Annotated in this window: 11 protein-coding genes; 8 read left to right on the forward strand and 3 right to left on the reverse strand. The window is 65.0% G+C overall.

What is annotated here, in order from left to right; translation table 11 throughout:
- The first annotated feature begins 170 nt into the window (after nt 1-170).
- The 7 genes from ACQR3U_RS16370 to ACQR3U_RS16400 all read left to right on the forward strand — a co-directional run bounded on the left by ACQR3U_RS16370 (nt 171) and on the right by ACQR3U_RS16400 (nt 9186).
- On the forward strand, nt 171-1295 hold the full coding sequence (locus ACQR3U_RS16370; RefSeq protein ID WP_230810895.1) for a tyrosine-type recombinase/integrase: 1125 nt from the start codon (nt 171-173) through the stop codon (nt 1293-1295).
- Complete coding sequence (locus tag ACQR3U_RS16375; protein ID WP_138846091.1) at nt 1295-1621, forward strand: helix-turn-helix domain-containing protein; 327 nt, start codon at nt 1295-1297, stop codon at nt 1619-1621. The genes ACQR3U_RS16370 and ACQR3U_RS16375 overlap by 1 nt, the downstream gene beginning before the upstream one ends.
- Entirely contained in the window at nt 1618-3726 is a 2109-nt protein-coding gene (locus ACQR3U_RS16380; protein ID WP_230810896.1) for a hypothetical protein, read from the forward strand. The genes ACQR3U_RS16375 and ACQR3U_RS16380 overlap by 4 nt, the downstream gene beginning before the upstream one ends.
- On the forward strand, nt 3723-4778 hold the full coding sequence (locus tag ACQR3U_RS16385; protein WP_230810897.1) for a hypothetical protein: 1056 nt from the start codon (nt 3723-3725) through the stop codon (nt 4776-4778). The genes ACQR3U_RS16380 and ACQR3U_RS16385 overlap by 4 nt, the downstream gene beginning before the upstream one ends.
- 322 nt (nt 4779-5100) lie before the next feature.
- Nucleotides 5101-5793 carry a hypothetical protein gene (locus ACQR3U_RS16390; protein ID WP_230810898.1) on the forward strand — a complete coding sequence of 231 codons (693 nt, stop codon included), beginning with the start codon at nt 5101-5103 and terminating at the stop codon, nt 5791-5793.
- Nucleotides 5786-6907, forward strand: coding sequence for an XRE family transcriptional regulator (locus ACQR3U_RS16395; protein ID WP_230810899.1), 1122 nt, complete (start codon nt 5786-5788; stop codon nt 6905-6907). The genes ACQR3U_RS16390 and ACQR3U_RS16395 overlap by 8 nt, the downstream gene beginning before the upstream one ends.
- 305 nt (nt 6908-7212) lie before the next feature.
- Complete coding sequence (locus ACQR3U_RS16400; protein ID WP_230810900.1) at nt 7213-9186, forward strand: ATP-dependent nuclease; 1974 nt, start codon at nt 7213-7215, stop codon at nt 9184-9186.
- A gap of 232 nt (nt 9187-9418) precedes the next feature.
- Here ACQR3U_RS16400 and ACQR3U_RS16405 read toward each other — a convergent pair whose 3' ends face one another.
- Nucleotides 9419-10459, reverse strand: a complete 1041-nt coding sequence (locus tag ACQR3U_RS16405) for a DUF4062 domain-containing protein (protein ID WP_230810901.1) — start codon at nt 10457-10459, stop codon at nt 9419-9421.
- 651 nt (nt 10460-11110) lie between these two features.
- Between ACQR3U_RS16405 and ACQR3U_RS16410 the strand changes: the two genes are divergently transcribed.
- Nucleotides 11111-11449: a hypothetical protein gene (locus ACQR3U_RS16410; protein WP_230810902.1), complete on the forward strand. Its 339-nt coding sequence runs from the start codon at nt 11111-11113 to the stop codon at nt 11447-11449.
- Between the two features lie 12 nt (nt 11450-11461).
- On the opposite strand, the gene ACQR3U_RS16415 is transcribed toward ACQR3U_RS16410, so the two are convergent.
- The gene (locus ACQR3U_RS16415) at nt 11462-11920 is read right to left on the reverse strand and encodes a very short patch repair endonuclease (RefSeq protein WP_269065818.1); all 459 of its coding nucleotides are present in this window, start codon (nt 11918-11920) and stop codon (nt 11462-11464) included.
- A 223-nt stretch (nt 11921-12143) separates the two neighbouring features.
- Nucleotides 12144-13310, reverse strand: a complete 1167-nt coding sequence (locus ACQR3U_RS16420; protein WP_230810903.1) for a DNA cytosine methyltransferase — start codon at nt 13308-13310, stop codon at nt 12144-12146.
- Nucleotides 13311-13353 lie beyond the last annotated feature (43 nt).

Here is a 13353-nt window from a genome sequence, read left to right on the forward strand (position 1 = left end):
ACCGGGCGGAATTGCATCGGATGCAACACTGCGCAAGTGGGGGAGAAGTGCTCGACGTGCGGCGAAGGGGGCGTGCCCGTGCGTCGAGTATCCGGCCTGCGTGGGCCGTGACCTGGCAGAACACCTCGTTTCGGCCACGCAATTCAACAATGTTGTGTTCAATGCAACATATGGAGTCGGTGGTCGATCCGCCCGGTGCGGCGCATCTGGTGCTGGCCGATGCGGTGGTGCACCTGGATCCGCAGCAGGCGGTATTCGAGGCGATGCTCGCCGGGTGGCAGCGACAGCAACGCACCCGGTTTCTGAGCGAGTCCGGCACGATCGGTCCGCGGGTGGCGGTGGTGCGGCGAATGGCCGAGTTCACCAATTCGTATCCGTGGCAGTGGGAACCGGCCGACGGGGAAGATTTCATCACGCATCTGCGTTCGGAACTGCGGGCGCGACCGATCGTGGTGTCCACGGCGCGCAGCTACGAGATGGCGATCGCGTTGTTCGTCGAGTACGTCACCGATCGTCGGTACGGGTGGCCTGCGGTGTGCGAGCAACGGTTCTCGCAGGTGCCACAGCGAATCTTCCATGAAGGCAACACCATCGCGCATGTCGCCGACGTCGAGGGACAGCCGGGGCGGCGCCCGTTGACCTACGACGAGGTCCAAGCATTGTTCGATGCCGCCGACGCCCGGGTGGGACAGATCCGCGGGCGGGGTCGCAAGGGGGCGCTGACGGCGCTGCGGGACGCGGCGCTGCTCAAGACCGTGTACGCCTACGGCCTGCGCCGCCGGGAGGCGTACGGGCTGGACCTGGCGGATCGGCGGCACAGTCCCACCGCGGCGCAGTACGGCCGCTACGGGGCGTGGTTCGTGCGCTGGGGTAAAGCGTCGAAGGGTGGTCCGCCCAAGCGTCGCACCGTGATCACGGTGCCGGAGATGGACTGGATCGTCGAGGTGCTCGAGCACTGGGTCACCGAGGTGCGTCCGTTGCTGCATCCGGGTCCGCTGGCAGCGGTGTGGGTCAACGAACGGGCCGGGCGGATGTCGATGCGCAGCATCAACGAGGCCTTCGCCTCGGCTCGGCAGGCGGCCGGGTTGCCGACCGAGTTGGATCTGCACTGTCTGCGTCATTCCTACGTCACTCATCTGGTCGAGTTCGATTACCCGGAACGGTTCGTCTCCGAGCAGGTCGGGCACCGCTACGCGTCGACGACGGCGCTCTACACGGGGGTCTCGGACGAGTACCGGCGCCGGCTGATCCGGCGCGCCTTGCAGGACCGTACCGAACTGTGGGAGCAGCGCTGATGATCAAGAAGATGGGCTACCGCTGGAATCTGCGCCGACGCATGGCCGAGCAGGACATGTTCGCCACCACCGACCTGGTGCCGCTGTTGGCCGAGCGTGGCATCCACCTCTCGCGCGAGCAGGTCTACCGGCTGGTCACCGCACCCCCACAGCGACTGTCGATGGACACCCTCGCCGCCCTGTGCGACATCCTCGCCTGCACCCCGAACGATCTGATCGAGATCGATGTGGTCAACACCCCCGTCGCCAAGACCGGCGGCCCGGCCGAACGAGTTGCCCCGCCGCAGGTTCGGCGCACCACCATCCGTCGGCCGAGGTCGACATGACCGCCGCCCGGGCCCGCCGGGAACGGCGGCAGACGGTGCTCGACCGGGCCGCTGCCCGGCTCTGCGCGATGGTGCCCGACCTCGACCCCACCGCCGCTGCGCGATTCGTCGAGCGTGCCACCGCCGCGCACACCCTGCGACGCCTCGAGACGCACCTGGCCGAGCATCCGCACGCGCTGATCTCCGGGTCGTCGGACGCGCCCCTCGCGGTGCAACGGCTGGCCGGGTTGCTGGCCGACGCCGGCCACACCACAGTCGTCGTCCCCGGCTGCCTGCGCTGCGGTCGGCTCGTGCTGTTGCCGCACCTCGTCGACGGCGGCCGAGTCTGCGACAACTGCCGCCGCTTCTACCATCGCGCACCCTGCGGACGTTGCGGGCACGATCGCCCGATCGCCACCCACACCGACCGTGGTGATCCCTTGTGCCGCTCGTGCATCCCCTGCAGGCGCGAACCCTGCGGCACCTGCGGACGGGTGCTGCGGGTGCAGACTCGGCGCGCCGACGGCGCCGCGGTGTGCCCCAACTGCTATCGCACCCCGCAGCGGCGCTGTTGTCGCTGCGAGCACACCGCCTCGACCTACGCCCACACCGCTGACGGTCCGATCTGCAAGTCCTGCTACCGCCGGCCTCTGCGCCGTTGCGGCGCCTGTGGTGAGCAGCGACGCATCGACCGCCGCGCCACGGCAACCAGCCCGGATCTCTGCATCCGCTGCCGGACCCGACGCCTGCGGTCGTGCACCGTCTGCGGCACCGCGTATCCGGCCCATCCACGTGCGCAGCATCCGGTGTGTTTGCCGTGCCGGGACGCCGGCCACATCCTCGAACCCGAGCTGACCGAATCACCCGGCCGGGTCCGTCGGCGTCGAGATGAAACCGGCCACGACGCCCTGATCACCACCCTGCACGCTGTGATCGCCGATCCGCAGCGGGGCATCGCCGCTCAACTCACCGTGCTCGACGAGGTTTTCCGCACGGTGCCCAACCCCGAGATCACCCGGTATTGGCTGCGCCGCCGGCGTGGCGGTGCTGCTCTGCTGCACCAGATAGCCCTACGCGCTCACGACGAACCGATCACCCATCAGCTGCTCGACAGCGTCCCCCACAGCGCAGCCCTACCCCGGTTGCGCGATTTGTTCGTCCACGCCGGGATCCTGCCCGACCGCACCGACCTGATCGAACGGATCGGACCCTGGCTCGACGAGATCCTCGAGCGCCACCCCGCCCACCACGGTGAACTGGTGCGCCCCTTCGCGCATTGGCACGTGTTACGGCGAGCCCGCCGCCGCGCTCGAAACCGCCCGGTCACCGACAGTGCCGCCGCCTACGCTCGCAGCCAGATCTCCCTCGCCCTGGACTTTCTGTCCTGGCTCGACGAACACGACACCACCTTGACCACCGTCACCCAAGCCGACCTCGATCGCTGGCTCGACGGCGGCAGTCGCTACCGATACTTCCTGGCCAACTTCATCACCTGGGCGACCACCCACCACCGGTGCACCGACCTGGTCGTGCCGAACCCTCACAGCGGCGAACCATCACACATCCTCGCCGACGACGACCGCTGGGCAATGCTCGCTCGCTGTCTGCACGACGAGACGCTGCCCCTGCACGTGCGAGCAAGCGGCGCGCTGGTACTGCTCTACGGACGTACCATCACCAGCATCGCCGATCTCACCACCAGCGACATCATCGATACCGATACCGATGCCTACCTCCGAATCGGCAACGGCACCGTCCCGCTCCCTCCAGCCCTCGCCACGCTCGTGCACAGTCTCGCCGACGACGCCGATGGCCGTGCCCCCTTCCCGCGTCCCGGCGATACGACCCGCTTCCTCTTCCATGGAAGAAGGATCGGCAAGCCCACCACACCGAAAGTGCTGGCCCGCAACCTTCGAACCTGTGGGATCGACCCCCGGCCCGCTCGACACGCAGCCCGAGCTGCCTGGGCCCGGGAGATCCCCGCCCCCATCGCCGCGGACGTGCTCGGCATCCACATCACCACCGCCACCCGATGGGCGGGCCGCACACGACGGGACTGGACCCACTACCTTGCCATCCGAACCGACACCGCAGGACACACCCATGACCACCCCGGGAAGACATGACGAATACCGCATCCACCGAATACCGTCACTCCGCCAGTCTGACCAGCACCGCCCGAGAAGCTACTCGCCACAACGATGTTCACGATGCCGACCTGGGCCTGTGGATCCCAATCCGCTACCGCCACGACTGGGCGCTGTTCGCCGACTGGTGCGCCGCCGCCGACCACCGGCCGATTCCCGCCACGCCCGACACCCTGGCGCTGTTCCTGCATGAGCATCCCGCCGCGACTTCGACGCAGCGGCGCCGGCTCTCGGCGATCAACGCCGTCCACACCGGGCACGGCTACCCAGCCCCGGGGCGGACCGAGACGGTGCGCCGGCACCTCGACACCACCCGTGCTTCGCGTGTCGAGCGGCTCGGACAACTACTGCTGCAGCGCGCCGCGGAGCTGCCCACCACCGGCTGGCCCAGCGGACTGTTCGGCCGCCGCGACGCCCTGCTGCTGGTCCTCGCCGCCACCGGCATGACCTTCACCGACCTCACCCGCCTGCGCCGCCGCGACCTCCGCCTCGACAGCGACACCCTGGTGGTCACCACCCGCGCTGGTGAACGCTTCCGTCTCGCACCGGATCCCGAGACCGGGGACAACCCCGCCGCCGCGATCTATCAGCGCTGGGCGCAGATCCAGGCGTTCCTCGACCAGCACCCCGGCACGCATCTGCTGCGCCATCACCTCACCGAAGCAACGACGGTCGTCGCCGACCCGCTCGATGCGGAACAGGCCCGCCAACCGCTGTTGTGTCCGATCGACCGCTGGGGCCACCTCCCACACGCGCAATCGATGACGCCGCAGTCGGTGTCGGTGCTGGTGCGGGCACACCTGTCCGGGCGGGCCCCGGTACGGAAGGCTCTTCCCGTTCCCCCGCAGGGCGACATCGGTGCGTTGGTCGAGTCCGACGTCATCCTCGATTCCGGCTACTACGAGCGCGGCATCACAGCTCGGCGCCGCGACCACGAGGCACTCGAAGACCTCACCGATGTCTTCGGGGAGATCGAACAGCGGGCCGACGCGCTGTTGGATGAGCTGCTCGCTGTACTGGAAAATCTGTAATCGGCAGTTGTGGGAATCTTCCGCAGCGCCCGCAAGCAACACAAGCCTCCCGCAACCGCTGCGCCACGGCAGCCGGCCGTGGCGCCCACTCGGTGACCGATTCCGGTCCCACCCCGAAGATGCGCACCCCGGTGCTCGTCCAGCAGCATTCTCGTGACTAAGCCAAGTCTGACAGGGGGCCAGCTCTCCACAGAATCCCCGCGATCGCGAGACGTGACATACCGACGCGCACGCCTAAAGCGATACTGCGCGAACCATGTGTCAGAATGAAGTTGATCCTGGCCGAATCCGCGGCTCCGGACGAGGATTCAGGAGGTTCCCCATGGTCCCGGAATCACCCACCGACGCTCTTGGCTCTGGCGCTGCCGGTGTTCGCGATCTGGTTGTCGAGGTTGTGCGATCCAGGCACGGTCTTTTCGCGGAGGCGCACCAAGTGTCGGGAACCCGGTACGCGATGGGGTTCGGCAGCCAATGGCGCGACCTCCTGGATGACACCCATGACGCGCTGACGGGACGGGGTTTCCAGTCGTACAAACTGACCCCGGCGGGCTACAAGCTCCCCATCGTCAACAACTGCTTGGTGTACGTGTGGCGCGTCCCGGAGGGCGTGGACGCGATCTCCAGGTTCGCGTCGAGCCCGACGAAGAAAAGTGGTTTCACTGCACCGCCGCCCGATCCGATGTTGTTCGAGCCGGGTTTCGCGGACGAGGGCGACCCGGCGGCTGACATTCTCGAAAGGGACGAACTCACGAGCACGATGGAGGCTGTCGGCGACACGATGCCGTTAGTGCTCGTCATGGTCCAGTCGTCGCCGTGGCAGCTGCAGTCGATTACATGGGCGATCGCCGTCCTCGACGACTCCGGCAAGGTCAGGCTGCGCGGGCAGGAGATCATCTGGGAGCCTGCATCGACCCTCGGCGAGGCGGCGTCTGATGTCGAGGCGTTCGACAGCGGCACACCCCATGGCCCCACCCTCGAACCACAGAAGCAGGAGGGAACCCGACCGGATGAGTGAGGACACCCCGAGCCTCTTCGGTCCGCCCAGTTCCTGGCAGACACACAGCCGCTTCGAGCCGGCACGGCTGACTCAAGCCCGTGTCCGTTTCGGCATCAGCAAGTCAGACCTGGCCACCGAGGTGGGCGTCTCGCCCGCTGCGATCGGGCAGTACGAGGCCGGAGTCAACTCGCCGCGGCCCGAAGTCCTCGACCGGTTGGCGCAAGCCCTGAAGGTGCGCCCGGGATTCTTCAGTGTGGGCCGTCCGTTGGCGCGCATCGACACGGTCAACGCGCACTTCCGGAGCCTGCGGTCAGCGCGCGTGAGCGACCGCCAGAAGGCGTTGGCCATGACTACCTTGGTGTGGGAGCTGACCTTTGCCCTTGAACGGTATGTCAAGCTCCCAGAGGTCGATCTGCCCGCTGTGCATGCCGGGACCTCTCCTTCGAACGCCGCCGAGCTCCTGCGGAGGCACTGGAACCTGCCCGACGGACCGGTCAAGCATCTGGTCGCCACGGCGGAGTCCCGGGGCATCGTGATCGCAGTGCGCCCGCTCGGCGAGATCGACGCGGTGGATGCCTTCTCCGTCGTGATCGTGGACCGCCCCATCATCGTGACGACGCCGCGCCGCAGCGAGAACGTCTTTCGGCACCGGTTTTCCATCGCGCACGAGATCGGTCACCTGCTACTGCATGCCGAGTCCGGCGAACACAACGCGGCCATCGAACGCGAAGCCGACGAGTTCGCCGCCGCGTTCCTCACCCCTGCGTCGTCGATGGATGCGGCCCTCCCTCAACGGCTCGATCTGGCAGCTCTGGACCGGCTGGGTAGGACGTGGGGAGTCTCACCACATTCACTGGTCCGTCGGATGGTCGAGCGCGGCCGCACCACCGAATCGTCTGCTCGACGGGCATACCAGCGCCTTGCCATGGTCCACGACCCGACCGCTGACCCGACGGGCGCGTTCCCGGGGGAAGTGCCAACTCTTCTGGAGAAGGCTGCCGCGCTGGCTGCGGACCACGGTGCAGGCGTGCCCGTCCTCGCCGAAGTCCTCAAGATCAGCCCCAGGCAGGTACGCGACCTGATCGGAGTGGCCGATCAGCGCCCCACGCTGCGTCTCGTCGCCGGCGAATGACGACGGCAGAACTGGTTGTTGGTGTCCATCGCTTCCGAGAGGGATCGATTCGGACCAGCTCGCTTGCGGTGGTGTCGGCGATCCCGCTCGACCCGTCGGACGAATGACTCGAAGGCCGACGCTATCTCGGCCTCGACGTGCTGACTCGATTCCGTCTGAACACCGTCGCCGATACCGACAGTGAGATGTGAGCGGATACCATGCCTGCACTCAGCACCTGAGACCTACGGGTTACACAGCGCTACAACACTTCTGGGACTGGACCCAAAGTCCCTGGCGTCTGCAGTGACTGAACGATTCTCGGCTTGAGCACCCATCTCCTGACTATGTGCTCAGGTGTTCATGCAGACGACCGCTTGTCGAATGGTGGTCCGTCCACAAGGACATGCTCGATAGCACAACGCGCGGCGTCATTGAGATCCCCGCCTGAGTGCAATCCCCCCCGTAGGTTGAGCTTCGTGCATATAGATCGTGTAGACGTCGAACGATTCCTGGGATTCGAGCAGCTGAGCATCGAAGTCGATCCTCGGCTGCAGCTGATCGCTGGACCGAACAACGCCGGCAAGTCGTCACTCCTCCGCGTGCTCGAGGCGTTCTTCTCCGACCCGTCGAGCGAGGACCTCCAGGGGTTGAAGCCGTTGCACGAGTACTACGTCTACGGCGGTCCACGCATGCTGTCGAGCATCCAGGTCCAGTTCAGCGGCCTGACCGAACAAGAAGCGCAGTTTTTCGCGGATGCGGTCGTGAGAAATGGGACGTTCTGGGTCAAGATCTCGTGCACTCGAAGCGGAAAGATCAGTTATCACGCGAGCCGCAAGTCTTCCCGGGCGCGGGAGCTCTACGAGCGGGTGCTCGAGTCCTTCAGCTTCGTGAAGATCCCGTCAGTACGCGTAAGCGAGACCGGCGACGGCCAGAACGACCAGTCACTGCTCCGCCTGCACGAGACCCTCGAAGGGGTGCTGGTGCGGTCGGGCGGCTCGCGGAAGACGCAGTTGCAGAAGGAATTCGAGGAGGCGATCGCCCCGGTCGAGGAACTTGTCCACAGGGTGCTGAGCGAGTCGGTGGAGGCGGTCGCCGCGGAGTTGCCCTTCCGTGAGCGAGACCTAGGCATCAAGCTGCCTGACTCGCGGCACGCCTTGCGCGGCATGCTCCAGAACGCCGTCATCACCAGCAAGGACGAGATCGAGGTCTCGATCGCTGAGCGCGGCACCGGATTCCAGTCCGCGATGGTGCTCGGGGTCCTCCGATATGTTGCATCTCGGAGCAAGCAGACGGCGGGGAAGGTCGTGTTCGTGATTGAGGAGCCCGAGGCCTTCCTTCACCCTCAGACCCAGCGGGCGATGGCGAAGATCCTCAGGGACATCTCCGCCGACGCGCAGCTCGTCGTGACGACCCACAGCCCAGTCCTGGTGGACTCGTTCTCCGTCCGCCAGATCGTCCGACTGCCTCTGAGCCCGTCCGGGATGACGTACACGGCGAAGCGCCACCAGCTGTCCGACGCCGACGAAGGTCGCCTGTCGAGGTACTGCGACGCGACCAACAGCGAGCTGATGTTCGCAAGTGCGGTCATCCTCGTCGAGGGGCACGGCGACAAGCTCCTGATCGACTACCTGCTCGAGCGGATCACCGGCGGGGCAGGCGGCCACTACGCCCTGGGCATCGCCGTCATCGAGGCGTCGAGCATCGACAACATCCCTCATCTCATCCGGCTCGCTCAGCTCTTCGGTGTGCGCGCCTACGTCATCACGGACAAGGACGGAGTGCACAAGGCCGGCGGCAATGGCAAACGCAAGCTGCTGGAAATACTGAAGGTAAAGGAGCCGGGTCCGTCGCAAGCGGACCTTGCGCAGATCCGTGCATTGGCCGACGCCGAGGTGGCGAACCTGAAAGCCGCGCTCTCGCAGCAGGCCGACCTGAATGCGGTACTCGAGCCCTGGGACGCCTTCGTACTCGCATCCGACCTCGAAGGCCTGCTCATCGACACAGTCGGGCAGAAGAACCTCGTCGAGATGCTCGGTCCCTCCGGTGAGAAGCAACTAGACCGCGCGACCGCGGAGAAATACGCAAAGGGACCTCAGGGGAAAGAGGAACTCGCGTCCTGGTTGGGTTCGAAGGGTTGGAACTCACTGCGGAAGACCTCCAACAAGACAAAGCCCCACCTCCCGTCGGCTTTGCTACGAGAGCACCTGAGTTCCCGACCATCTCTCCCTCAAGCCGTTCGTCCGCTCGACGACTGGCTCCGAGGCATCGTCAGGGAGCACCAGCGGTCGCCTCTGTGAGCGGTGACCCTCTCGCTCTGCAGCCCCGCCGAACATCGCGTTCCAGACGCTGACTACATCGACTCTTCAATAGTCGAACTCGCCTTCGCCGATTAAGCATTGGTCGATGCATCGGACATGGAAAACACAACATCGCCTGGATCGCCGCATACGTCGATCGAGGATGTATGCGCTGATCGGCAGACCCGCGCCGTGCAGGAGACTGGCATCTAATCACGGCGCGCCTTCGACGCTAGATGTCGACCTTGGTGACTGTGCTGGGAATCGCGCGAAGTGACACCAAGTACTGGTCACCGGCCGGAGTGAGCTTCCAGTAGACGGACTTGTCGCTGACGGTGCGCTTCTTCGTGCCCGTGGTGATCAGACCCAGCGCCCTCAGCTGCACGATGATCGCGCCCCACGCTTTGTCGGAAATCTCTGCAGACTCGTGATACCAGCCCCTCGACCAAATGACGCCGCCGTCGTTCTGGATCTCGCGCAGCATGTGATTGTTGAACGTCTTTCGCAGCACCGGCTCCGGTGCCTCGTCGATCATGAACGGACCAAGCACCTCGACGATCTCGTCCCAGGTATAGGTGAGATCACCGTCCTCCATGCGATCTCCGTTGAGGAACCCCTTGTGGGCGAGCTCCAGTTCGATCTTGTCGTCACCGTACGCGAAACGCTCGTCGAGCTGCGTCGGCTCTGCCGCCGAGGTCTCGGCTTCCTCCTTCTCGAACTGGGCGATCTTCGCCTTCAGCTCGGCGATCTCCGCCCGCGTCTCCGGGGTCATCGCCTGGTTGCCGCGCACCCACCCCGGCCGTGGGTTGGTCCTGATCAGGTGCATCAGACCGCGGGTGACCTTGGAGCCGAGGTCCTCGGCGTTCTTCCAGTCCTTCGTCATCTTCAGCTGGACCTTCTTGCGAAACTCTGCGAGCTTCTTTGCGGCCGCATCGCTCCGGTCGGTCTTGCCGACAGGGATCTCGCCCGGTTCTGCTGGGACAAAGCCCATCACCGGGATGCCGATCTCGACTGCGTAGTCGTACTCCTTCTCGGTGTAACTGATCCCTTCCTCGGTGGTTGACCCGTACCGGCCGCCCAGGATCACCAGGTAGTAGTCACTCTGCTCGATGACACCTTTGATGAGCGTCCACTGGTCGGTGTCGGCGGCGGGGAACAGCTCCATGCCGGCCGGGAGGCAGTCCATCTCCAGCAGGGCCTGCATGACCTCGCGGCGCTCATCGACAAGGTCGGTGAACGTTGAGCTGATGAAGACCTGGTAGCGCCTTTCCATGATCGCGATGCTATCGAGGAGCGGATCGTGCGGCTCGCCGTCGACACACTGGAGCGGGGCGTGTCAGGGACGAGATCTCGGCGATGCCCGGCCCTGCAACCATCACGACACGTGTGGAGGACCTTATGAGTTCCCGGAGCAGCTCGGCGGTTGGGAACGCCCTCGGCGGCAGCCGACAACCGAACCAGCTGAGTGACGATCCGTTGGGAGGGACGGGAGGGGACGGAACGAACGTCAGGCTCCTAGTCCGTTGGAAGCGCGGGCTCGGCACGGAAATCGCCGCAGCCTTGGTGCGTTGGCGCCGCCCATATCTAGCGGCGTGGCTCACCGCGGGCTCCGACCGGGCGGCAACTGTCCCGATCGGAGCTTTGAGGTGATGTGCTGTTGGTCGATCGCAGAGGCAGACCCTTTCGCTGTTAACGTCGCTGCCATGCCGGCATTCGTGGTTGTACCAACAATCGTCGAATTCGAAGGTGTCGTCGATCTTCTGAGTCTTGCCGTTGAAGGACACTTCGTCGGTTGTTGGTAGCGTCAGCCGATCGGCGACGTCCTGTCGGTAAGTTCCTGTAAGAACTCATGAGGTTCGGGACGCGTGAATTTGGCTCCCGCCGAATGGGTTTGACCTTGGCTTAGGAGGATGGATTAAGCACAATGGACGATTACCGGAAGGCAATGGAGTACGGGATGCTGCAGTACGCGGACGTTTTCACTCTCCTTACGGAGAACGGTTTCCAGGCGAGCTTCACGCAGACCGGTGGAATGTGCGCCGCCATAGAGATCTATGTTGATGATGAGCGCTTTGCTCTGATTACGGAGAACGACGGGCCTTTAGAGTGGGAGCGGGCCGAACATCATGGGTGGGCCGTGGGGGTGTACGAGAGGGCGGATACGTCTGACGCGGTGATACTAGAGACCGTTTCGGATAGTTCGTCCGATTCGTTGCTGAATTTGCTCGCCTCGGTCCGAACATCGCTTAAGTCCGAGCAATAGGTAGTCCCACCTTCAGTGGTCCAGGGTGGCCCTGACGAGGGCGAGCGCGTCGCTGGTAGGCACATGCTCCCAGATGCGCAGCACCTGCCATCCTGCGCTCTCGAGCAGGCGGGTTTGCTCACGGTCGCGCTCAGCGTTACGGCGCAGTTTTGGTGACCAGTAATTTTCGTTGACTCCTGGTGTTCGGCCGTGCTCAGGGCATGAATGCCAGAAACAACCGTCTACGAATACAGCGATTTTGCGGCGGGTGAAGGCGATATCGGGGCGGAGCAGCTTTCCGTCGAGGCGGATGGGAAAGTCCTTCCGGTACCTAAATCCCAGGGCGTGCAGTGCTGAGCGCAGGCGGACTTCGGGTTTGGTGTCGGTCCGCCGGATCGCTCGCATAATGCGTGATCGGCCCGGTGAGGTGACATACTCTCCGGCTGTGGCCTCGCAGCCGTCACTCACGGGAGTGCTGCGGTCGGATTCCATGTACGCAGGTTAGCGACAGACGCTCAGGTGGGGGCTTGACCAGAACCCCACCTCGTGGATGTCCGTTGACGACTGGGCAGGAACTGGCGGGGGGCACGCTCATGTCCTACCCATGTGACCACACCCACGGACTGCTCCCCCGGGGGGTGAAACCGATTCCTCGGTTCCACTCTCCCCCAGGGAACAGTCCGTTGAGCCTCGGGGTTCTCTTTTTCTGCTCTGCTCAGATCAGTACGAGTTCATGCTCTGGCTCAGCCACGATCTCCTTGCTCGATGTGGGCAGCAACGTATCAGCTACGGCTGCGGCGACCTGGTAGGCGAGTCTCGGCGGCACGGCGTTACCGATCTGCCTAAAGCGAGCCGATTGTGCACCTTGCCACGGAACATCCTTCGGGAACGTCTGGATCGCGGCAGCCTCCTCGACTGTGATCCTGCGAAGACGGGCCTCGGGCGGAAGCTTCGCCAACGGGTTCTTTCCTTCGACGAACAGCCGCCGATGGTAGTCGACGATCCACGGCTCCTCCCCGTCGTACAGGTCTCCTTCGTCGACGATAGGAGTCCTGTTTCCGCCCATGGACGCGGGCAGCGTGGGAGCGGGGCGGTCCAGCCCCATTGCACGCCCCTGGCCATTGAACAACATCCCCGCATAGGGAGAGCGTCGCAGGACCGGTGACTTCGCCAACGTGATGATGGCGGTGCACAGGGAATCGTTGCCCGGTTCTCCTGCGCGGGGCAGGAGTGACAGCGTCGAGCGGACGGTGGGAGGCGCGTCGATCGTGGGAGGTTCGGGAAGGGCGAAGTCCGGCCCGTCATGCGGCACGCCGACGAGGAACATGCGCTCACGCGCCTGGGGCACGCCCCAGTGGGAGGCGTTAAGCACGATCAGCTCGATCTTGTAGTCGAGCGCTGCCATGTCCTGGAGGTTTGCGATGATGTCCGCCCAGCGTCGGTTGCGCGCAAGCGCCGCGACATTCTCCATCACGAACGCCCGCGGCTTCACCGTGGCGACCAGCCCAAGAAAGTCGAACACATGGCGTGAGCGAGGATCGTTCGGGTCCATACGGCCGGCAACCGAGAATCCTTGGCACGGCGGCCCGCCGATGACGAGGTCCGCCATCCCTGCCTCAAGTTCCGCTGCGGCGACCCGCACGTCGCCGCATACAGCTGCGTGGCCCTCAAATCGGCGAGCGGCTTCTCGCCACTCAGGATCGCGCACCTCATGCAGCCGGGTATAGGTCTGGACCGCATACGGGTCGATGTCATTGGCGAACACCGGGGTGAATCCCGCCCGCGCGAACCCGAGGTCGAGGCCGCCCGCTCCCGAGTACAAGGAGACGAAGGTAAGGCCGTTCGCGCCCCTGGACGCTGCTGAGTTATGCGCTTTTGACATAGCGCGATCCTAGCAACGCTGGGCGACATCTCGTCGAAGATAG

It is taken from the genome of Rhodococcus sp. IEGM1339, from assembly GCF_050321925.1.
Taxonomy (GTDB): Bacteria; Actinomycetota; Actinomycetes; order Mycobacteriales; family Mycobacteriaceae; genus Rhodococcus; species Rhodococcus pyridinivorans.